This window comes from Pedobacter psychrophilus, assembly GCF_001652725.1.
In the GTDB taxonomy this organism is placed as follows: domain Bacteria; phylum Bacteroidota; class Bacteroidia; order Sphingobacteriales; family Sphingobacteriaceae; genus Pseudopedobacter; species Pseudopedobacter psychrophilus.
The window spans coordinates 953,253-976,459 of the sequence record NZ_LWHJ01000011.1; the positions used below are offsets into that span (position 1 = coordinate 953,253).

19 protein-coding genes are annotated in these 23,207 nt (G+C 32.2%); 8 read left to right on the plus strand and 11 right to left on the minus strand.

Translation table 11 applies throughout. From position 1 onward, the window contains the following. The first annotated feature begins 17 nt into the window (after positions 1 to 17). Entirely contained in the window at positions 18 to 716 is a 699-nt protein-coding gene (can, locus tag A5893_RS04590; RefSeq protein WP_068821342.1) for a carbonate dehydratase, read from the plus strand. Between the two features lie 228 nt (positions 717 to 944). Here can and A5893_RS04595 read toward each other — a convergent pair whose 3' ends face one another. Then, on the minus strand, positions 945 to 1,910 hold the full coding sequence (locus A5893_RS04595; protein ID WP_068821343.1) for a lipid A deacylase LpxR family protein: 966 nt from the start codon (positions 1,908 to 1,910) through the stop codon (positions 945 to 947). Positions 1,911 to 1,960: 50 nt separating this feature from the next. Then, positions 1,961 to 4,438, minus strand: a complete 2,478-nt coding sequence (lon, locus tag A5893_RS04600) for an endopeptidase La (RefSeq protein ID WP_068821344.1) — start codon at positions 4,436 to 4,438, stop codon at positions 1,961 to 1,963. A gap of 252 nt (positions 4,439 to 4,690) precedes the next feature. Here lon and A5893_RS04605 point away from each other — a divergent pair, with 252 nt between their 5' ends. Together A5893_RS04605 and A5893_RS04610 are read left to right on the plus strand one after the other, a co-directional pair. Then, positions 4,691 to 5,311 (plus strand): tetratricopeptide repeat protein, encoded by a 621-nt coding sequence (locus A5893_RS04605; protein ID WP_068821345.1) that lies wholly within the window; start codon positions 4,691 to 4,693, stop codon positions 5,309 to 5,311. A gap of 92 nt (positions 5,312 to 5,403) precedes the next feature. Then, positions 5,404 to 5,781, plus strand: coding sequence for a DUF4174 domain-containing protein (locus tag A5893_RS04610; protein ID WP_068821346.1), 378 nt, complete (start codon positions 5,404 to 5,406; stop codon positions 5,779 to 5,781). Positions 5,782 to 5,832: 51 nt separating this feature from the next. Here the strand turns inward: A5893_RS04610 and A5893_RS18285 are convergent, their stop codons facing one another. From A5893_RS18285 to A5893_RS04625, 3 genes are all read right to left on the minus strand, one after another. Further along, a complete protein-coding gene (locus A5893_RS18285) occupies positions 5,833 to 6,420 on the minus strand; it encodes a glycosyl-4,4'-diaponeurosporenoate acyltransferase CrtO family protein (RefSeq protein WP_068821347.1) in 588 nt (195 codons plus the stop codon). A 303-nt stretch (positions 6,421 to 6,723) separates the two neighbouring features. Then, positions 6,724 to 7,098: a VOC family protein gene (locus A5893_RS04620; protein WP_068821348.1), complete on the minus strand. Its 375-nt coding sequence runs from the start codon at positions 7,096 to 7,098 to the stop codon at positions 6,724 to 6,726. Positions 7,099 to 7,138: 40 nt separating this feature from the next. Next, positions 7,139 to 7,549, minus strand: coding sequence for an Ohr family peroxiredoxin (locus tag A5893_RS04625; protein WP_068821349.1), 411 nt, complete (start codon positions 7,547 to 7,549; stop codon positions 7,139 to 7,141). 206 nt (positions 7,550 to 7,755) lie between these two features. Here A5893_RS04625 and A5893_RS04630 point away from each other — a divergent pair, with 206 nt between their 5' ends. After that, a complete protein-coding gene (locus A5893_RS04630; protein ID WP_082911319.1) occupies positions 7,756 to 8,136 on the plus strand; it encodes a winged helix-turn-helix transcriptional regulator in 381 nt (126 codons plus the stop codon). Between the two features lie 53 nt (positions 8,137 to 8,189). Here the strand turns inward: A5893_RS04630 and A5893_RS04635 are convergent, their stop codons facing one another. From A5893_RS04635 to A5893_RS04645, 4 genes are all read right to left on the minus strand, one after another. Further along, a complete protein-coding gene (locus tag A5893_RS04635) occupies positions 8,190 to 9,104 on the minus strand; it encodes a DUF2971 domain-containing protein (RefSeq protein WP_068821350.1) in 915 nt (304 codons plus the stop codon). A gap of 181 nt (positions 9,105 to 9,285) precedes the next feature. Next, positions 9,286 to 10,050: a hypothetical protein gene (locus tag A5893_RS04640; RefSeq protein ID WP_068821351.1), complete on the minus strand. Its 765-nt coding sequence runs from the start codon at positions 10,048 to 10,050 to the stop codon at positions 9,286 to 9,288. 420 nt (positions 10,051 to 10,470) lie between these two features. Then, positions 10,471 to 10,944, minus strand: a complete 474-nt coding sequence (locus A5893_RS17820; protein ID WP_198342261.1) for a hypothetical protein — start codon at positions 10,942 to 10,944, stop codon at positions 10,471 to 10,473. A gap of 68 nt (positions 10,945 to 11,012) precedes the next feature. Then, positions 11,013 to 12,932, minus strand: coding sequence for a TonB-dependent receptor (locus tag A5893_RS04645; protein ID WP_198342262.1), 1,920 nt, complete (start codon positions 12,930 to 12,932; stop codon positions 11,013 to 11,015). Between the two features lie 110 nt (positions 12,933 to 13,042). Between A5893_RS04645 and A5893_RS04650 the strand changes: the two genes are divergently transcribed. Further along, positions 13,043 to 13,684 (plus strand): MarR family winged helix-turn-helix transcriptional regulator, encoded by a 642-nt coding sequence (locus A5893_RS04650; protein WP_068821352.1) that lies wholly within the window; start codon positions 13,043 to 13,045, stop codon positions 13,682 to 13,684. Positions 13,685 to 13,727: 43 nt separating this feature from the next. Here A5893_RS04650 and A5893_RS04655 read toward each other — a convergent pair whose 3' ends face one another. Next, a complete protein-coding gene (locus A5893_RS04655; RefSeq protein ID WP_068821353.1) occupies positions 13,728 to 17,099 on the minus strand; it encodes a methylmalonyl-CoA mutase family protein in 3,372 nt (1,123 codons plus the stop codon). Positions 17,100 to 17,414: 315 nt separating this feature from the next. Between A5893_RS04655 and A5893_RS04660 the strand changes: the two genes are divergently transcribed. The 3 genes from A5893_RS04660 (at position 17,415) to A5893_RS04670 (ending at position 21,791) form a co-directional block, all read left to right on the plus strand. Continuing rightward, positions 17,415 to 17,924, plus strand: a complete 510-nt coding sequence (locus tag A5893_RS04660; RefSeq protein WP_157687440.1) for a hypothetical protein — start codon at positions 17,415 to 17,417, stop codon at positions 17,922 to 17,924. Between the two features lie 286 nt (positions 17,925 to 18,210). Then, positions 18,211 to 19,134, plus strand: coding sequence for a GLPGLI family protein (locus A5893_RS04665; protein ID WP_068821355.1), 924 nt, complete (start codon positions 18,211 to 18,213; stop codon positions 19,132 to 19,134). Further along, positions 19,134 to 21,791 (plus strand): carboxypeptidase-like regulatory domain-containing protein, encoded by a 2,658-nt coding sequence (locus A5893_RS04670; RefSeq protein WP_068821356.1) that lies wholly within the window; start codon positions 19,134 to 19,136, stop codon positions 21,789 to 21,791. The genes A5893_RS04665 and A5893_RS04670 overlap by 1 nt, the downstream gene beginning before the upstream one ends. Here A5893_RS04670 and A5893_RS04675 read toward each other — a convergent pair. Next, a complete protein-coding gene (locus A5893_RS04675) occupies positions 21,788 to 23,197 on the minus strand; it encodes a M56 family metallopeptidase (RefSeq protein ID WP_157687443.1) in 1,410 nt (469 codons plus the stop codon). The two genes, A5893_RS04670 and A5893_RS04675, sit on opposite strands and share 4 nt — an antisense overlap. Between the last annotated feature and the right edge of the window lie 10 nt (positions 23,198 to 23,207).

A 23,207-nucleotide genomic window follows, 5' to 3' on the forward strand; every position in this document is an offset into this window, starting at 1 on the left:
TCAAAAATATTTTTAAAATGAAAAACTCAGGAGAGAATAAAATATCAACAAAAAATATATCAGTAGGTCACGTTACAGAAGAGATTAGTTATGAGAACTTATTGAAATGGAATAAAGAGTGGGTTGCCGAAACCTTAAAAGAGGATGGCGATTACTTTAAAAAATTGGCTAAAGGTCAAAGTCCACCAATTTTATGGATTGGCTGCGCCGATAGTAGAGTACCAGCAAACCAAATAACTGGTACTAATCCGGGTGACATTTTTGTTCACAGAAACATAGCAAATATGGTCATCCATACGGATATGAATATGCTAAGTGTATTGGATTATGCAGTTGCTGTTTTAAAAGTAAAACACGTAATTGTATGCGGCCATTATGGTTGCGGAGGTGTTTTGGCGGCTATGAGTAATAAGCAATATGGATTAATTGATAATTGGTTACGTCACATAAAAGATGTTTATCGTACTTACGCTTTTGAGTTGGATATGATGGATAATGAGGAGGAACGTGGTAAACGATTGGTTGAATTAAATGTAATAGAAAACGTTTATAACCTTTGTAAAACAAGCACATTGCAAAATGCCTGGAAACAAGGACAAGAACTAAGTGTACATGGTTGGGCTTATAGCCTGGATTCAGGTATTATTAAAGATTTAGGCGTTTCTTTTAACTCTGATGAGAAGTTAGGAGCGATGTTCAAATTCGAGTCTAAATAAAAATCATTTTAATTGAATTAGAAGACGGGTACTAAAAATATCCGTCTTTTTTTATGACCTATTTAGCAAGGGTTTCATTTTTTTTCTTGAGATAAGTAATCACTTCACGAAGTAATAAACTTGATCATTCACCAATAACAAATATGGAGACAAATTGAATTGCTCAAATATTCTCATTTCCATTTAGTCTGGTAATATGTTGTATTTTTATTTACGTTTTTTAAAATATTAAAACCTGTAAAACAAATCTAAAGAACCGTATTGATGAGCGAAGATCATACTGCTTTCTTCTTTAGTTTTAAAAATGACAGAAAAATCTACTGTCCATCTTTTCTTAGCATAAGCCAAGCCTAATTCCTGAGAAAAAACCAAAGGATTTGTTTTAAATATTATTGGTCCTTTATCATCCCTAAATAAACCACCAGAGATGGTAGCATCGTAAGCAACCAATTGTAATTGAGGTTTTAAGAAAAAATAAAACTCTTTTTCTGCAACTCCAGCTTCTTTAAAATTAGAAACATTACTTTGTGTAGCTACAGAATGGTATAATGGGTTTAAGTTTCCCGTTCTAAATAAAATTCCTGCACTTAAACTGGTAAAAGTATTTCCTAATCTAGCTTCAATGGGTATAGAAAAATCAACTTTTTTATTTGCATTGCGATGTAGAAGATATAAAAAATCGGCTTTAGCATTAAATCCAATTTCATTTTTAACTTGATATTCCCATCCTTTAATATCATAAAAACCAAAAGTCTTATGGATAATTTCTTGTGCTTCTAAGCCTAATGCATCTGAACCAATTGTACCGACTTGCAGCTCAAATTTTTTAATGTGTTCTTTATTATTGAGGTACTGAAGCGCAAATCCTCCATACAAATAAGCCGCAAATGGACGGTCGACATTATTGATATTGGTAATCTGACCACTTTGTGCATTGTACATATACTGTCCAATAGTTGCACTCCAAATCTTTTTGGTAAACTTTAAAGAATCTATGTAATTTTTAGTTTTAGCAGACCTCTTAAATGTGATAAATAAACCATTGGTGTAATATCTATCCTGCCCAGTGGCTAAATAAGAATCATTTTCACTTCTAAAACCTAACTCGTTTTGATAAAGTTTAGTTTGTGAACTAGCAGATAATGATAAAATAATTAGTGATGAAGAAAGTATTAATCTTAAAGTAAAGTGCATAAAAAAAGCCGAAATGAATTCGGCTTTAAAATTAGGATAAAAAATTTGTTTTAAACTGTTGCTGCTTTTGCTTCTTCTCTAAAAACAATCTTTTGTGCATTTTTTATTTTATGGTCAAACAAAGCCAAATCGATAACATCCAACATATTGGTCACATAATGAAAATTCATGTCTTTAATATAATCTGCCTTGATTTCTAAAATGTCTTTTTCGTTTGATTTACAAAGGATTACATCCTTAATATTTGCTCTTTTTGCAGCTAAAATTTTCTCCTTAATTCCGCCGACAGGCAAAACTTTTCCTCTTAAAGTAATTTCACCAGTCATGGCTAAATTATTTTTTACCTGACGTTGTGTAAAAGCAGAAGTTAGAGCAGTTAACATGGTAATTCCTGCAGAAGGCCCATCTTTAGGAGTGGCTCCTGCTGGAACATGAATATGTAAATCCCATTGGTCAAACAAACGATAATCTATTTTTAAATCATCCGCATGAGCTCGCATAAATGCCATTGCTATCACAGCAGACTCTTTCATTACGTCGCCTAAATTACCTGTTAAGGTCATTTTTCCTTTTCCGGGACTTAAACTTGCTTCGATAAATAAAATATCGCCACCAACAGAAGTCCAGGCCAAACCAGTTACTACGCCCGCAACATCGTTTCCTTCATAAGCATCTTTATCAAAATACGGTGGACCCAAAGCTTTCATTACATCATCATAAGTAAAGGTTGGATTATATTCTTCTTCCATAGCAATTTTAGTTGCAGCCCCACGTACAACAGATCCTAAAGCTTTTTCTAATCCACGTACTCCAGATTCTCGGGTATAATCTTCAATCACTTTTTCAATGATGGAAGGTTTTATGGTGATGTCTTTTGTTTTTAATCCGTGTTGTTCTTTTTGTTTTGGAATCAAGTGCTTTTTAGCAATTTCTACTTTTTCCTCAATTGTATAACCATTCACTTCAATAATTTCCATACGATCTAGCAATGCCGGTTGTATGTTATTTAAAGAATTTGCTGTCGCGATAAACATCACGCTAGAAAGATCATAGTCCAATTCTAAGAAATTATCTGAGAAAGTATTGTTTTGCTCAGGATCTAAAACCTCTAAAAGGGCAGAAGAAGGATCGCCTCTATGGTCATTTCCTACTTTATCAATTTCATCTAGTACAAAAACAGGATTAGATGCGCCAGCTTTTTTCAAAGATTGAATTACTTTACCGGGCATTGCACCTATATAAGTTTTACGGTGACCACGAATTTCTGCCTCATCTCTAATACCACCTAAAGCCATTCTCACGTATTTTCTGCCCAAAGCTTTAGCGATAGATTTCCCTAAAGAAGTTTTGCCAACTCCCGGAGGGCCTACTAAACATAAAATTGGGGCTTTCATATTGTTTTTTAGCTTTAAAACAGCCAAATATTCTATGATACGTTTTTTTACTTTATCTAAACCGTGGTGATCTTTATCCAATATTTTTTGAGCCCTTTTTAAATCAAAATTGTCTTTTGTGTAATGGTTCCAGGGCAATTCTAAAAGAACTTCTAAATAATTGATTTGTACCGAATAATCTGCGGCAGCAGGATTCATCCTTGCTAATTTATCTAGCTCTTTATGAAATTGAACAGAGATTTCTTTACTCCATTGTTTCTTTTTTGCCTTATTCCTTAAGTCCTCAATCTCCATATCCGGAGAGTTTCCACCCAGTTCTTCTTGGATAGTTTTTAACTGCTGATTTAAAAAATAATCACGTTGTTGCTTATCCAAATCAACTTTTACACGACTTTGGATTTGATTTTTTAATTCTAACAGCTGCAATTCTGTACTTAAATGGGTAAGCACCAAAGTTGCCCTTTCTCTTAAATTTGCAACTTCAAGCATCAGTTGTTTATCTGCAACAGAAGCATTCATGTTTGATGATATGAAATTGATCAAAAAAGGAACACTTTCAATATTTTTGATAGCAATGGCAGCCTCCGAAGGGATATTTGGTGAGAATTGAATAATTTGCATGGCCAGTTCTTTTACAGAAGAAACCATGGCCTTAAATTCTTTATCAGATTTTGGTCTTACTTCCTCAAATTTTTGGACATTAGCTTTGATATAAGGTTCTGATTGTACTTCATCACCTAATTGAAATCTGTTTTTCCCCTGGATAATTACGGTGGTATTGCCATCAGGCATTTGCAGCATTTTTACAATTACGGCAACCGTACCCACTTTATTCAATTGATCAAATGTTGGATCTTCCAGGTTAACATCCTTTTGAGAAACAACACCGATGATTTTATTTCCTTTATAAGCATCCTTTATCAATTTGATAGATTTATCCCTTCCAACTGTAATGGGAATCACCACACCGGGAAATAAAACTGTGTTTCTTAAGGGTAGGATAGATAAAATGTCAGGTGTCTGCTCGTTATTCATTTCTTCCTCGTCTTCAGGAGACATTAAAGGAAAAAACTCTGTATCTTCATTTATCAATGGTAATGCCTGGTTAAAATCGAAATTATCGAAATTGCTCATATTTTATTATTGTGATTGAACGCCAAATTGACAGAAAAAAACTATGCGTTGGCTTTTAATGATTGTGCTGTTAATTTTGCAACAGTTATGCCAAGCCAACATAATAGCTAAAAAACGGTAATTTAGTTTGGTAATTGAAGAAATCCTAAAAACAATATGTTATAAAGTCAGTTTATAAATTGGGAAATAATTCATAAATAGCATCGTTATATCAATATTAACATTCCATCCGCCATAAGGCAGATTTACAAAATGAAAAATAAAACACATCTTATATTAATTTTCCTGGTTACGGCATCCCAAACATTATTAGCTCAAACTCCTTACGAAAGACTTGGTCAAAAAGCAATGACGAGTGGGAATTTTACTAATGCTTCTTCTTATTTTGAAAAAGCATATAGCACCGATCCTGCAAATATGAATGCGCTTTGGTTAATGGGATATTCTAGCTATCACGCTGCAGATTATCTTAAATCAATTTCTGCCTTTGATAAGTTGTTAGCCATGAAACCTACTGAAACTGCCGCTTATTATTATCGTGGAAAAGCAAAAGTTTTACAAGCAGCCAGCCTTACAGATTATCGCTCTAAAGATCATGAAGTTTTACTTTTGGGAGCAATAAAAGATTTTTCAACTGCCATAGATTTAACTCCAAATGATATGAAATTATATCAGAATAGAGGTTTGGCTTATCAGGATTATGCAATTTATAAAACACAAAAAGTACAAGGAGTTTATAATAAAACAATTGCATTAAAATACTTAAAGTTGTCTGTATCTGATTTTGAAAAGGTAGAATCCGAGAATGGCGAGAGAAGAGATATTTCTGCATTGATCCAAAAATCTAAGGATCTAATTAGCGATTTGAATTAATAAATTCAATATTTAAAATTAAGCTTTTCAGCAGATATTAATTTTTGAAGGCAATCACTATCATTTAAAATTCTCTAAAGTATCTATCCTTCATGAAATTATTTCACTTGTTAATTATCTGTTTCTCATTAAATGTGGCTATTTATGCTCAAAATAAGGATAATAGGGAAGTAATCTTATTTTATCCAAACAACAAAGCTGATATTGCTTCGAAACAGCTCAAAATTCTCTCTGCAGATTTGGCGGGCTTATCAGAAAGACAAATCAGAATTATAAGAGTAGTCACCAATAGTAAAGATTTTGAAAATTATAGTCCTTTGAAAATAAATCCCAATTTATTTACAGTTGTACTTGTTGGTAAGGATGGAGGACAAAAGTTTAGTTCTAATGAAATTATCACTTCTGCTAAATTATACGATTTAATTGACCAAATGCCGATGCGGAAGCAGGAGATGAAAGGGAAGAATTGATAAGTTAAATAGAAACAAATAATGGGTGATTCTGATATAAACCCAATAAATTTAATACTTGCGGTTTATAATTTGCCCATTCTGTCTTTTATTAAATAAGGAAAGTTTAAGCCGAATATATTGTTGCAATAAGTTTGGATAAATATTATAAGCAATATTTGTTATCAAAATTACGAAAGCCCAAATCCAGTATTGATTAATGATTGAATAGCTAATTATTAAGCTAAAAAACAGAAATAATATCAAATGAAATTTCTCAAAAACATAAGTTTGAGCTATCATAGCAGAAATTGATCTTTTATCTTTTACAAGGATTTTGTGCTCAGGGAACTTCTTTTTTATCAAATTATTTATGATGTTTCCATTCTGCGAAATCTTGTTTATAACATGAACTCCTAGTTTTCTATAAACCTTAGTTGTATTTCCAATTTGCAATTTATCAATAAATGAATTTTTTAAAAATGCGGGAATGAAACTTATTGCAAGAAAAATATAAACAAGCTTTAAATCAATTAGTGTAAAACAAAATTCCAGAATTGGAACTAGATTTAAAACCGACCAAAATACATTTGGTATCATATTATACCAGGCTAATAATCTCTTTCTTTTCTTTAAAATGATTTCATTATTGATTGTCATTGAAGTTGTAAATGATGTTAGCGCATATTACTAGCTAGTCACTTTTTGCAGCTTTATGTTCGGGCGGGATTTTTAGCACCACACTTTACACGAAGCACCACAACTCAAATATAGTAAAAAGCGTCAGACGAAGCACTGAACTTAGCCTGACGCAAACTGCTGTTAAATGCTGGCATTATATCTGTCCATGCTGTGTTCTCGATGTTTATTATTGTTTTGTTCATGGAGATATAGCGCAAAGCTGATAGAAATATCAATGATAAAAATCTATCAGCTATTTATAAGATACAGGAAAACTCTGTATTAACCTATTGAATGGAACCCTACCTTGTTTCCTTCTGTATCGATAAAAAGTGCAATAAAGCCTCTGTTTTCACCAATAGCAGTTTTCGGCAGAATAACTGTTCCGCCTGCACTTTCTACTCTGCCTAATGGAACTGAGAGGTCATTTCCACCATCTAAATAAATAGTTGTGCCGGTCATTGCAGGAACAAAGTTTTCACCGCAAGCAATTGCTCCGCCAAATCCGCCTTTTTCTGGATCAGACGGTAAATATGCATATTGCATATGAGGACTAGGGTCGTCATGAATTTGAGTATCTAACACTTTAGCATAGAATGCTTTTGCTCTTGCGAAATCTGTTGCTGGGATTTCAAACCAATTTAGAGAGTTTACCATGTTTATTAAATTTTATATTTATTTTAAGATTAATAAGTGGTTAAGCAACCTCGTAAGTAGCTTCAATATTTCCTTTTGTTGCTTTTGAATAAGAGCAAATAGATTTGGTTTTTTCAACAAGCCTTTTTGCGGTATCAGCATCTACATCATCTATTTTAACAATAAGATGTGCTCCAAGATCGTAGTTACCGTTTGAATGCAAAACACTAATTTTTGCGGTTACGCTTACTTCACCAATTTTAACTTTTTCAATTTCCGCTGCAATAGTAACACTTGTTCCAAAACAAGCCGACCAAGCCGCAGCAAATAGTTGCTCTGGATTTGTTGCATCGCCTGATCCGCCCATTTCTTTTGGGAACCTAACGTCTACATCCAATAAACCATCAGATGATTTTGCGTGACCGTTGCGTCCTGCTAAAGTTGTCACTTCTGCTTCATAAATTTTTTCCATTTTTTTAAATTTGATTTGTATTAATTGATTGAAAATGATTGTTCTATAAGTGGATAAATCGTTTTTGAAACACCACTCTTGATACCGTCTTGCTCCGTATTTAAAATGATTTTACTTGCCATATTTATTACTTTGTTTTATTTTTGTACTGCAAATTTTCAGAGTTAAAATGAATAATACAAGTAGGGCATTTTAAATGTGTAAGTATGAAAAACAATACTAATATTGATAATCAAGAAGTTAATAACGAAAAAATTTTAGTTTTTGATGAAAAATCTTGCCCGGTCACTGCAACTATGAAAGTTTTAGGGGGAAAATGGAAAGCAATTTTAATTAATGCGATCTATCATACCTCTCCTGCAAGATTTGGTGAATTGAAGCGAAGTGTAAAGGGAATTACTCAATCAATGCTTACTCAGCAGTTGAGAGAATTAGAAGATGATGGGTTAATAAGCAGGAAAATTTATGCTGAAATCCCACCAAAGGTTGAATACACACTAACCGAGTTTGGGCTTACGTTGGCGCCAATAATGCAATCTTTGGCTAATTGGGGATTAGCATACAGAATGAAAAAGCAAAAGGAATAATGGATTAAAATTTCATACTCTTTATTTAGCCACCTAATTTTGGGTCAATGCTGTTAGCTGATGTGCTTTTTTGATTGGATTAGTTTAAACTCATTCGGATGTTTTTCCATCTGAAATACAGGTATATTTTTCACTTTTGCAATATCAAATAATTTTTCTTGAAGCTGCGGTTCATTCTCATAAAATCTCGTTCCTAAGTAAATTGCTTTTGGATCTGTAATTGTTAGTTTTTGAGGAAAATTTTCTTTTTGCTTGAAAATAGTAAGTCTCCATTCTTGTTCGTATTTCCAATCTTCGGATTTAATTAGACTAGATGCTATCATTTGCATTGTATTATATTCATCAAAAATCCCAATTTTATGAACTTGATTACGATATATAACAGGTTGAATAAATGTTCTAACGTCTTCAAGATCTAAGAAATCGTATTCAATTGAAATTCCTTTATGTTCATTGGCGTAATGGCTCCATAAAAGTAAAGAGTGATTATTTAAGCTAAAGCTACAAATTCTTAAATTTCTATTTGTTTCTTGAATAATTTCATTCCAACGATTTTGGACTTTATTAAGTTGCTCTTCAGGGGATTGTTTAAATGGAATATCTCGGTTTTTGCAAATATTTGCGTATTCAATAAATGGTTTTTTAACACTACTTAATATTTTAACTTCCTTAGATGATAATTTTTGTCCTGTCAAACTAGCAAAAAGCTGTTGAAATTTTTCGGAGCTATAATATAAGCGTAAACATTCATCATTGTCAAATTGTATTGAGCATTCAAAAGGGTCATTTAATGAAGATATTTCCGCCAGCCAAATATAATTTTCATTAATACTGTCAATTACTCTTTCTGTTAAATTTCGGAACTTATAAAATAAATTTGGGAAATTGTCAAGTTTAAGAGGTATTGCTTCTTCAATGTTGTCAGCAACTATATGTTTCCAATATTTTTCTTGCCAGCTATTTTTCATTTAAGTCGAGTTTTTTTAGCATTTCAGCTAAAACGTTTTGCTAATTTGTGCAGAAATGGCATTGCTTGCAGAACCATTGTCGCACCGCACTAAATTAAATAAATAACTGATGAATTGACGTAAACCACTGTCAGCCATTTTTGTGCAAATTTGCTGTTATAGGGCGTTTTTCTTTTGCCAGTTAGATACACTCTTCGTCTAGGTGTATCCATTTACATTTCCACTGTCCGCCTATATTTAAATAAAGCCTTTTATAACCAGTGGTGATTTCTTCATAACTGAAAACATCAAAAATTGAATCGTTGTTTAGGTCGTAGCCAATTCCCTGAATTATTTTGCCGTTTTCAGTAGTCATTGTGGTTTTATGACTCTTAATTTTTATATTTTCATCATAGGGCAAAATTGACAAGCCTTGGATACTGTTTGTAACCGCATTCGGGATTTCGATTACTTTCTTGAATGAAAGATTTGGGAACATTATTGTCCCTGGGCAGTCGTTTATTCCAAATAGGTGCCAATTGTCGACCGTCGATTTATACGTTTTGCCGTTGAACCAAACAAGTCCATTAATGTCATTTCTCCATTTTATTTTTGTTCCTTTATAAATCGGGTCAGCTTCAGTTCCCTTTTTTACGTTTATCTTCTTGTCTAGGTTAGATAGGAAGCCTACTAATGTAAAGTCGTCGTCCCATGTGAATGGTATACCAAATCCACTGATTTGTAAAAGACCAACAAAATATTTTTGTGCGTTTTCTGTGTTAAAAAAAGAAAGTTTGGTCGGTTTCAATTTAGGATTTGGTCTTATCCATTTTTGGTCAACTGTTTTCTTTAAATTGGTAATAATGTCCTGCGAGTCGGTAACTGATTTAGTTGTATTAGGTTTCTGTGCTAAAGCAATTAAAGTGCTTAGCTGTAAGATTATTAATATAGATATTTTTCGTTTCATTCGTGTCGGTCTTTAAAATGCCCTATAACTTATATATATGTGCAATAAATCCCCCACAATACATCTAATTTTGTTTGCTTGTGGGGATATGAGCAACATAAAGTTAATTAAATAATTCATGTGAATCGGCAAATATTTAAGTCTCGTTGTGAGAAATTTGTTAAACTTTTTTTGGTGTATTATATCCTGCTATTAAGAAGTTCGGCATGTTTTGCGGAACATGTCGAACAGGAGGCTGGTAAATTTTAAATCTAATTTTTATTCCACTATTTAAATTGAAATATGACTTTGGATTGCCCAATTTTAGTTCTAATGAAATTATTACATCGGTTACATTATACGGTTTAATTGATCAAATGCCAATGTGGAAGCAGGAGATGAAAGGGAAAAATAATTCAGCAATAAAGTCTTTTCAGTAAATTAAAACTCTATAATTACCCCAATAGTAGGTATAAAACTAACATCATCATTTTTTACAGTAGTTGGGATTGCATTGCTTCCATCGGCTTTAATAGCTAAACCATCTGTTGTTTTAAAGGTTCTGTTATCTGTTGTTCTTTGCCAGGTATATTCTGGTATAACTGGGTTTTTAGTTAAGTACCAATTGGTAACATCTAAAAATAAATCGATGGTGAATTTATTGAGGTTAATTTTTTTATCGATTCTGATATCGCTACTATTAAAGCCTCCTAAGCGTTGCGTATTTAGCAGAGAAAAATCTAATGTTCCTTTACCTTGTGATGAGTAATTTAACCTGGATGCGGCCTGATCAAATGGGGTATAAGGTGCGCCGCCTTGGTATCTAAATTTTAATCCTAATTCCCAATTTCTAGGAAACTTATAACCAGCAGTAATCGATAATAATTGTTGATTATCCCATGTGCTAGCTATCAATTGATTATTTACCCCACTATATAAACTGCGGTAATAGGTGTAAGAAAGAATGCCAAAAAACTTTTCTGTTAACTTTTTTGTACAAAAAACTCTAAACCATACGCTTTCCCTTTTCCGTTTGTGTTTACGGCTTCATTTCCTAAGGCTGTAAAATCAGTACCCAAATTGGCTAGAGAAATACCGTCTCTTACAGATAGTGCTACATTACCGTACTGCTTGTAAAATCCTTCTAAGGTAAAACGTAATCCTTCATTTGGTAAAAATTCAAAGCCGGATGTATAGTGGGTTGCTCTTGTATATTTTGCATTTTGATTTACCAGTACATTATTATTATCGGCATAACCTAAAAGGGTATAAACTGGTAATTTATAATAAATACCTGTCGTTGCGTTCGCTGTCCATTTATCGGCTAAAACATAACTGAAAGAAATTCTTGGTGATAACGTTTGTAAACCATTCATCCCATTGGTGGTAAAGGTGTTCATATCTGTACGCAAACCACCACTTATGCCTAACCTATCATTCATAGCCCTTTTGCTTAATTGTACAAAGGCACCAAAGCGTAAAAAAGGGTTTAACGGACTTGAGAAATTTTGATTAATGGCAGGTTGTACAACAACATTGCTTGAGTTTCTTACTTCTTTTTGAATGACCGCAAAGGTGTTATTATCAAACTGTGCCAATTGGGTAGAAGCACCATAAGATAATTTCCAACCGTTTTTGAATTTGTTAATATCAAATCTCAATTTATTTTCAATTTCGTTACTTACAAAATCTAAAGTTTGAGTTGCTGGTGTTGGGTTTTCATTATCCTCAAATTTTTGAAGGTTATTATTAAATCTTGTTCTGCTTAAAGCTAAATTCCAAAAGCCATTAGAAAGGCTTTTCCTTAGAGAAGCGCCTGCGGTATAATTCCATTGCTGTATGGCTGCATTTGAATTAATTTGATACAGTTTTTCTGGAGTGATATCTTTTGTGGCAACAAATTTAAAATTATCAACAGCTCCAATTCCTATAAAATTAAAAGTTAGCTTGTCATTGATTTTATGGGTAATTTTTGTTTGAAAATCAGAGTAATTTGGTAAGAAAGGTGCATCAATTGCCGAACGTAAAATCTCGAAATAGGATTTTCTGGCAGAAGCTAAAAAAGTGGTTTTCTTATTTTTTGATAAGGGACCTTCTAGAGTTAAAGCAGTTTCTAGAATACTTGCCCTAACATTTCCTTGAAATTTATTCGCATTACCTACTTTTTGTTTAAATTGAAAAACGCTGCTTAATGCATTGTCATATTTAGCATCAAAAGCTGATGTGCTTAGTTTTACATCTTCAATAAAAAATACGTTTAATATCCCTTGCGGACCACCGCTTCCTCCTTGGGTTTGAAAGTGATTAATAACAGGAACTTCAATACCATCCAAATAAAATACGTTCTCATTAGAAGCTCCACCTCTGATGATGATATCGTTACGAAATGTACCTCCACCTTGTCCACCGCCTACGCCTGGCAAAGTTTGAATCACTTTACTAATATCAAAACCACCACCTGGGTTACTTTTTATTTCCTCAGCAGTTAAACGCTGAACACTTAATGGTGTTTCTAATGAAGCTGCAACAACACTTTTTTTGTTTATGGTAACCACCACTTCTCCCAAACCCACTGCATCTTCTTCAAGCTCGATATTAAAAACATTTTCATTCCCACTGTTTACAACAATATTATAGAGTGTAAAAGTTTTAAAACCTACAGAACTTACAACTAGGTTATATGTTTTAACTGGAATATTTAAAATTCTAAATCTTCCGATGGAATCAGAAGTTGTGGATAAGGTAGTTCCTGCAAGATTAATAGTTGCTGAAACCAATGACTGTTTTGTGTTTTTTTGGATAACTGTTCCGCTGATGCTACCTGTTTTTTGTGCATATGTAGCTTCTGCCATTAAGAAGATGCAAACAGAAGTTATGAAAGCTTTAAATAAAATGGATTTCATTATAATATATTTTATAGATTTGCTAAATAGTTTTATATAATACTAATTTTTGCCAAAATTAATAATATTAATCATTATATAAAACTTAATTTATTTATGAAATAATTTAAATGAAAACATACGATAACATAAAAAAGTTGATTGATTGGTCAGAAAAATTTGAAGATCAACTTAAGGAGGGTGAGAATTGGGATGATAAAAATTTTGCCCTTTGGCTTTCTGAAGAGTTAAAAGTCATAAAACAACCAGACATGATTTTATCAGAAAAAACAAAGCCAGCAATTACCATGTACATCTATTTCATGTATAAGTATGCCTTATTTTATTCTAGAAAAATTTTTAAAAATTCTTTAATTTATTCTATAGATGATTTAAGTGTTATAGCGAGTTTATTACCAAATAAGCAATTAACAAAAGCAGCGGTTATCCGAAAGAGTTTAAACGAAAAATCTTCAGGAAACGAGGTGCTAAAAAGATTACTTGGTCAAAATCTGATTAAGGAATCTAATAATCCAAATGATAAACGCAGTAAACTATTAGAGCTAACTACTGCTGGTTTTATGGAATTAAACGCTGTAAAAGATCAACTAGAGAAAATGGGAAATTTAGTTGCTGGTGATCTAAATGAACAGGAAAAAATATTTCTATTGAACATTTTGTCAAAACTCAATGAGTTTCACAGACCTATTTTTGAAGCCAATAATGAAACATTATTGAATGAAAAGCTAGGTATTAAAAATGAAGTTCTTTAATAATAATACTTAACTATTTCTTCTTTATCATTTATCTAAATACCTACATATTCCTTCTATACTGACCACCAACTTCATATAATGCATTAGAAATTTGTCCCAAAGAGCAATATTTAGTCGCCTCCATCAATCCTTCAAAAATATTTTCTCCATGAATGGCTTTAAGCTGTAAATCTTTTAATAAGCTTTCGGTTTTATCCGCATTTCTATCCTGGAAAGTCTTTAAATTATGGATTTGTAATTGCTTTTCTTCTTCTGTCGCTCTGATGATTTCTCCGGGAGAAACAGTTAATGAACCTTCTTTATTTAGGAATGTATTTACGCCAATAATTGGGAATTCGCCGGTATGTTTTAAGGTTTCGTAATACAAAGATTCCTCTTGTATTTTACTGCGTTGGTACATGGTTTCCATGGCTCCTAAAACTCCACCGCGGTCATTAATGCGTTTAAATTCTGTTAAAACTGCTTGTTCTACCAAGTCGGTTAGTTCTTCAATAATGAAAGCGCCTTGCAAAGGATTTTCGTTTTTGGTTAAGCCTAATTCTTTGTTAATGATTAATTGGATTGCCATTGCCCTACGAACAGAAGCTTCAGTAGGAGTGGTGATTGCCTCATCATACGCATTGGTATGTAAAGAATTGCAATTATCGTAAATAGCATAAAGTGCTTGCAACGTGGTTCTTATATCATTAAAATCTATCTCTTGAGCATGTAAAGATCTTCCAGAAGTTTGGATATGATATTTCAATTTTTGAGAACGGTCGTTACCTTTATATTTATGTTTAATGGCTTTTGCCCAAATTCTTCTGGCAACCCTTCCTATAACAGCATATTCTGGATCAATTCCGTTAGAAAAAAAGAAGGAAAGGTTAGGTGCAAAATCATCAATATTCATTCCACGGCTTAAATAATATTCTACAAAAGTAAAACCATTAGAGAGCGTGAAGGCAAGCTGTGAAATTGGATTTGCACCGGCTTCTGCAATGTGGTAGCCAGAAATAGAAACAGAATAGAAATTCCTGACTTTTTCTTCGATAAAATATTGTTGGATATCACCCATCATCCGCAAGGCGAATTCTGTTGAAAAAATACAAGTATTTTGCGCTTGGTCTTCTTTTAAAATATCTGCTTGCACTGTTCCACGTACTGTGGCAATCGCTTTTGCCTTAATAGGCTCATAAATATCAGCTGACAAAACTTGATCGCCGGTTAAGCCAAGTAACATCAAACCTAAACCATCATTACCTTCGGGCAATTTGCCTTCATAATGTGGTTTTGTATTACCTTTATCTTTATAAATGGCATCAATTTTCTTTTCGATTTCTTTCTCTAAGCCATTTTCAATAATGTATTTTTCACATTGCTGATCTATAGCAGCATTCATGAAAAAACCTAAAAGCATTGGTGCAGGACCATTGATAGTCATGGAAACAGAGGTAGATGCAGCACATAAATCGAAACCAGAATATAATTTTTTAGCATCGTCTAAAATGGCGATGCTTACACCAGAATTCCCTATTTTACCATAAATATCCGGACGTTCATGCGGGTCTTCGCCATATAAAGTGACCGAATCAAAAGCGGTAGAAAGTCTTTTTGCTGGCTGACCTAAACTAACATAATGGAAACGTTTGTTGGTCCGTTCCGGTCCGCCTTCTCCTGCAAACATACGTGTAGGGTCTTCTCCTTCACGTTTTAATGGGAAAACTCCGGCTGCATAAGGAAATTCACCAGGTAAATTTTCGGTTAATAACCATCTTAAAATATCTCCCCAAGCTTCATATCTCGGTAAAGAAATTTTTGGGATTTTTAATTTTGATAAGGATTCTGAAAATAAAGATTGTTTGATTTCCTTATCCCTCACTTTGTAGATAAAATATTCTTCTTTATACTGCTTTACAGTTTCTGGCCATTGGCGTAAAAGTCGTTTACATTCTCCATCTAAACGCTCTTCAATATCGGCGTAAAGCTGTTTTAAACTTTCTATTTCCTCGGCTTTAGCCTGATGATTTTCTAAAATTTCTATAGTTCCTTTTAACTGAAAAAGTTGTTGAGCCAATTTACTTTGCGCATTAACAAACTCGGCGTAAGCCTGATTAGCCTCTGCAATTTCTGCCAGATAACGCGTTCTATCTGGTGGAATAATATAAACTTTCTCTGATTCTTCTTTTGTAAAATCCATCTTTGCATTAAAATCGATTCCCGTTTTATCGGTAATCTTTTTCATCAGGGCAGAAAATAGATTGTTGGTGCCGGGATCATTAAACTGGGAAGCCATTGTGCCATAAACGGGAAGTTCCTCATCTTTAGCATCAAATATATTATGATTGCGTTTGTATTGTTTTCTTACGTCCCTAATAGCATCTTGTGCACCACGTTTATCAAATTTATTGATGGCCACCATATCGGCAAAATCCAACATATCAATTTTTTCCAGTTGTGTAGCTGCACCAAATTCCGGCGTCATTACATATAAAGAAACATCGCAATGTTCCGTAATTTCTGTATCAGACTGGCCGATGCCGGAAGTTTCTACAATTACCAGATCAAAACCTGCGGCTTTACAAATATTTATAGATTCTTGAACATATTTTGATAAGGCCAAATTAGCCTGACGTGTAGCCAAAGAACGCATATAAATCCTTGGACTGTTGATAGAATTCATCCTGATTCTATCGCCTAAAAGCGCACCACCTGTTTTTCTTTTTGAGGGATCAACAGAAATAATGGCCATTGTTTTATCGGTTTCTACCAAAAACCTACGAACCAGTTCGTCTACTAAAGAAGATTTTCCGGCACCGCCTGTGCCAGTTATTCCCAAAACAGGGATGGTTTTATTGCCAATTAACTTATTTACTTCTTTTAAAAAATCTTCAGCCGCCGCTGGGAAATTTTCTGCAACAGAAATTGCCGAAGCAACAGATTTTACATTTCTATTGGGTAATGTTTTAATTTCTCCATTTAATTTGGTGATGGTGGGGAAATCAGTTTTTATAAGCATATCATTGATCATGCCTTGCAAACCCATTCTGCGTCCATCATCTGGAGAATATATTTTATTGATACCGTAAGCTTCTAATTCTTTTATTTCATCGGGTTGTATCACACCGCCGCCACCAGCAAAAATTTTGATATGAGAAGCGTTTCTTTCCTGTAATAAATCGAACATGTATTTGAAATATTCGATATGCCCGCCTTGGTAGGAAGTCATGGCGATACCTTGCACATCTTCTTGAATGGCGCAATTCACTACTTCATCTACAGAACGGTTATGCCCCAAATGAATCACTTCTGCACCTGAAGATTGCAAAATTCTCCTCATGATGTTGATGGTGGCATCATGTCCATCAAAAAGCGAAGCAGCGGTCACAAATCTGATTTTATTATTTGGTTTATATATGGTGGTATCTTGCATGAAATTGGATTTATATCCTTCGACAGGATTTCAAATTTACGTTTTTGAACTTGAAATGTCTAAAATTTAGATTATGTGTTTAACAGAAAATTAAAAAAGGAGAGAGAATTGATTTTAAAAATTATTTAGAAATCTCAGTTGAATTATTAATTTCAAACATATTTTAATAGATATACAAATGGCTAATTCCTAATGTCTAAAAATTTAAAAGTTAATTCTGATTTAATCTTATATTCTACTTCTCCAAGATTGTATTTTATAATAAATTACTTCTCAGCGATATTAATTCCTCTAATTATTTTACCTTATATACTAATGTTACCAAAAGAAGTCATCGATTTTTGGTATGTTTTTATAATTATTTTTCTTCTTTTGATTTTAGTTTCTGGAATTCTTCAATTTCTACAATTAGAAAATTTAATAATCACCAATAATCATGTAATTTTAAATCAAGGTATTTTCAGAGGGAAAATTTTATTTTCGATTGCGGATATCTCCGAAATCTATTATAATGATAATGAAATATCTTCCAATCTTAGAGATGGTACTGGAATGAATACTAGGACTTTACATGTTTATACAAACTATAGAACTACAATAGTATCAAAGGATAATGATAAATGGACTTTAAATACTTTAATGCCAAATGACTATAAAAATTTTAGATTCTTTTACGACCAGATAAATCTTGGGGTTAAAGATTTGAAACCTAAAAAACTTACTTTTAAGGAGTATTGGAATAACAATCAAGATGGTTTGAAATCAATTTTATTAAATGGGTTTTTTTTGCTTTTTATTTACCTAATCTATCTATATTTTAAATAGAAATCCTAAAATTTTTCTTTTCGGGAAAATTACTGTTATTTTTTCTTTGCGTTAGGGATAGTAACGACATCCTTTTTTTGCCCTGTCCAATACGCAAATGGCAAAAAAAGATATAGTGAATAGCCTGTTAAAACGCCCAAAACTCTTATTTATCCTAAAATAATAGGGAAGCCTTTTAAATGTTGTCTGTGGTTTTAGCCAAAACTGAATCTTAATTGTTAAAATGTGTTAATGGATTTTTTATATTACGATATATTCGTAGTTTTATGAAAAATTAGTAAAAGTTATGAAAAAGATTTATTTATTATTAGTATGCTTGATTGGGTTAAAGTGTTTTGCCCAACAACCTGACATTGCTTTGCTTAGGGCAAATTATAATTACGTTCATATTATTGATACCAACTTTAAAGAGCAACCGCGTAAAGAGGAAATGCTTTTAGTGATTGGAAAAAATGCTTCCATCTACACTAGTTTTGACAAAATCAATAGAGATATTGCAATGAAGAAACAAGTGGAAGAGCAAATGAAAAACCAGGAGGGTAGTAATAATATGAAGATCAATGTATCGAGTTTAGGTTACAGGCCAACTACAAATGTTGATTATTTTACTTTTGCTAGCGAAGGAAAATTTTTTGTGAAGGAGCGCTTGATCAATAACTACCTAATAGAAGAACCTATTCCAGTTTTTAATTGGAGCATTGAGAAAGATACGATGAGTATAGGAGGTTTCTTGTGCCAAAAAGCAACTGCTAATTTCAAGGGAAGAAATTGGATTGCCTGGTTTGCATCTGATCTGCCATTTAGCACAGGGCCTTGGAAATTAAATGGTTTACCAGGTCTTATTTTAGAGGCTTATGATGATAAAAAAGAAGTTCAGTTTTTATTTAACAACTTGGAAAAAGTAATAGCAGCCCTAAAAGAAAAGGAAGAAACTGATCTAAAGAATAAAGTGATGATTATGGGTAGTGATAAATTCGACTATATGGGGTCTGATATTTCACTCCCTAAAGAGGGCATAAAAACTTCTAGAAAGGATTTTGAAAAGCTAAAGCAAGCACAAAAAGATGATCCCCAAGGATTTGCTAAGACCCAAATGGCTGCTATGGGAATGAGCGGTGATATAAGGATTAGTTCAGTTTCTAATTCAAAAACTGGTGGTGCAAAAGTTCCGGTAATGAATAACCCTATAGAACTTCCAGCTATTAATTAATGAAGTACTTATTAATCCTCTATTTTTTGTTAGGTATATGTAATGCTGTTTGTGGGCAAATAGTTATTGAAGGCAAAGTAATTGACAGTTTATCCAAACCTATTGGCTTTGCCAGTGTATTGCTGAAAAGTACTGAGGGTGGGTTGCTGAATTTTACCAGAACAAATGACAAAGGTGAATTTAAGCTTATTTCTAAAACAGAGACTCCACTTTACAGTATTGAAGTAAGCAGTATTGGTTATCAGAAAAAATCTGTTTTAATAAAGTCCGAAATTAAAAGCTATATCATTATATTAAAGGGCAGTACCATAGATTTGCCTACTGTAGTAGTAAAAAACGGACCTTCACTTACCACAAATGGAGATACCCTAAACTATAAAACTTCTGACTTTGCCGATAAACAAGATCGAAGTATTGGCGATGTGCTAAAAAAGATGCCGGGTATAGAAGTTGCAGACAATGGTAAAGTGAGTTATAATGGCAAAGGTATTTCTAATCTTTATGTGGATGGTGATAATATTTTAGATGATAAATATAACATTGCTACTAAAGCAATTCCTCACGGTGCCGTTGATAAAGTACAGGTGATAGAAAAAGATCAGCCTATTAAAATGCTTCGTAAAAATAATACGAGTGATGATGTTGCACTTAATTTGGTGACTACAGATAAAGCAAAATTAAAACTGATAGGTGATGCTAAGGTAGGAGGAGGAATGCCAGAAAATTTTGATGTGGGTTTTACCGGTATGATGTTCAAAAGAAAAGTTAAATTTATTAATAGTTTAAAGGCCAATAATGTTGGGGAGAATTTAGCTAATGATTTAATATCACATAATTTAACTGATTATTTAAAGGGTGTAGAAAATAACAGACCTGATAATTTTTTGTCTGCTGGTTTATCTTCGGTTCCTATGTTGCCACAAAACAGAACATTATTTAATAATGTTGGCGTTGCAAATTTTAACAACCTCTATAAGTTTAGTGATGATTTATCAGTTAAAGCCAATATTTCTTATTTAAACGATTCGCAAACACAGTTTTATCAAAGGTCATCAGAAACTTATTTATCACAAGACACTTTTAAATATTCCGAAACTCAGGATAATCGTTTTAAACCTCAAAAATTAAGGACACAGTTTAATATCAATTGGAACGAGGAAAATAATTATTTAAATAACACTTTGGTTTTAGATTATGCGCCAGAAAAGGTTTATTCAAATTTTATCATCAATAATGTGGCTGCAATACAGAATTTAAGTCAAAAAACCTTAAATTTTTCTAACGATTTAAGTTGGAGAAAAAAGTTTAAATCTGAGCAGATGATTAATTTTTATTCTTACATCAACAGCAGTAATCAACCTGAAAATTTGCTGGTTAAGCCAGGTTTAAATCAGGCTTTTATCAATAATAATCAACCTTATAATGGTTTATTCCAGAACGCAGATCTTCCAACTTTTTTTACTAATAATTATGCAAGCTTCACTTTAGTCAAAGATAAGTTTATCCAAACCTATAAAGCTGGGTTTAATTATCAAAATCAAAGTTTAAACACCCAACTTTATCAAATCTTGGGAAATGATCAACCTAATTCTTTAGGAGAGAATTATATAAACCAGCTTAATTGGAATAAAACAAAGTTATTTTTAGAGCCAAATTATGATTATGTAAGTGATAAATTTAAACTTTCATTTGCTATTCCGTTTAGCTATAATATTATCGATTATAAAGATGTTTCAAAAGGATTTGAGAATAGCCTAAATCGCTTATTTATTAATCCGAAATTTTCTGCAAAGATACAATCGGGCATTGAAAACTATTTTTTAGCAAGTTATAGTTTTATGAATAGTTTAGGAGGCATTAATGATATTTATCAGGGTAATATTTTAACAAATTATCGTTCTCTTTCCAGTAATAACTCACCGATTAATGAGAGCAGAACAAATTCGTTTTCGGGCGTATTTAATTATCGTAAAGCGATAGAAATGGTTTTTTTAAATGCAAGTGTTAATTATTCAAATTCTATTTTAAACACGATATCATCTTATCAGATTACAGACAACACTCAACAACGCATTCAAATACCTCTAGAAAACTCCATACAAAGCTTTGATTTTAAGATTGGGGCAAGTAAATATCTTTTTCCTTTAAAAACCACTTTTAATATTGGCTTTAAGTCTAGCTTTAGTAAGTTTAACCAGTTTCAAAATAACGAGTTATTGCCTTTTTCAAATATTTCTAACACCTATAATTTAGGTTTTGATACTAAAATAAGTAAGAAGATAAATGTCAGTTATAAAGCTAATTATAACCATAATTTAAGCAAGACGGTATCTGTTAAAGACATTAAAAACAAGGTAAATCAGCTCAATCAAAAAGGTACATTATCTTACAATTTGCTTAATAATGTCTATTTAAATTTATCTGCAGAGCAGATTTATACCCAGCAATCATCTCAAAAAGATTTAAGTTATGTTTTCGCAGATGTTAATTTAAAATATAGGTGGGTCAAATTTAAAACTGATATTGAACTTAACGCTAACAATTTAGGGAATATAAAAACTTTTGAAACCGTATTTGTGTCCTCAAATTCCTTATCAAAAGGTCAATATCAAATTTTAGGAAGAATGGTATTAATAAAAGCCGCCTTTAACTTTTAATTACTTTCTATCATAATTCCTGTACCTGTAATTTTATTTTTTTGGACGCTTATTTTTTTGATATCACTACTTTTAATGAGGTCTAGGTTTTTACTATCCAATATTTTTCCGTTTAGGTAATAAGTAATTTTAGAGGAATCTTGTGGATTAATTTCCGGATGGTTATTTACATTGATGAAAGCTATCTTTTTAATCTTATAATTTGCAGTTCCAGCATTTGGAGTAATTCCAATTTTAATATTGTCTACACTTACATCTTTTAAATCGGTAATATTTTTACGAAGTTTATCAGAAATGGTATTCAATTTTGCTATCAAAATAGTAGGATTATATTCAGAGGTATCTTCTAAACCCAATTTTTCATCAATTGTTAAAGATGAAATACTATTTAAGCCCAAAGAATTTTTTACTCCGCTACTATCTACTGAAACCTTTAATAATTTAACGGATAGAGTTAACTTTTTAGGGGATTTTTGTATTTCCTTTTGATAAACCGTTTTATTAATATTATTTACAAAATCTGATGGTGGCTTTAGGGCGGTAAAATCAGCTATTGATTCTTTATTGACAATGGAAACGGTAAATGCTAAACAAGTGCTCAACAATAATGGTAAAATAATAACGTAGGAAATGATTTTGCTTTTAGCAGATTTTCTAACATTCATCATGCTGATTCGTTTTTTGATGTCAGAGAAGTTAAAACTATTCACCAGGTTTGTTTGGAGTTTTAAGTTATTTACACTTAATAAACTATATTGATATTCTTTTTTATCAATTCCACTATTTAAGATTTTATCATCAGTTATAAATTCTATGTTTTCTTTTATGGCCTTTTTCATCAACCAAATGCCAGGATTAAACCAGTAGAAAACTGTACTTAATTCCGCAATTAATATATCCAAAGTATGCAATTGTTCAACATGAATTTTCTCATGAGCCAGTATAGTGTTGAGGTCGTTTTTAGAATAAATAGATGGATTGATGTAAATGGTTCTCCAAAAAGAAAAAGGAGAAACTTTGTCTTTTAATATTCTGATTTTTAAATTATTAAGATAATCTAATTGTGTTTTTTGATGAATTTGATAAAGAGAATAAAGCTGTATAAACAGCCTTAACATAAAAGTGATAATTCCGATAATGATTACAGTGATGATAATCCCATAAAAATCTACGAATAATTGTGGTTTGATGATTGGCTCTTTATTTATGCTTTTAACCACTTTACCAACTGTAGCAAAATTATCTTGGTTACGATAAAAGAAATCAGTAAGGTTGATGAAAGGATACAGACTGGAAAAAATAATCCCAAAAACTAAATAAAACCTATTAAGGTTGTAAAAAGTGAAATTCTTTAAGATCAAATAATATGCACCCGTAAAAAGTAAGAGTACAAAATTTATCTTCATCAAGATTAAA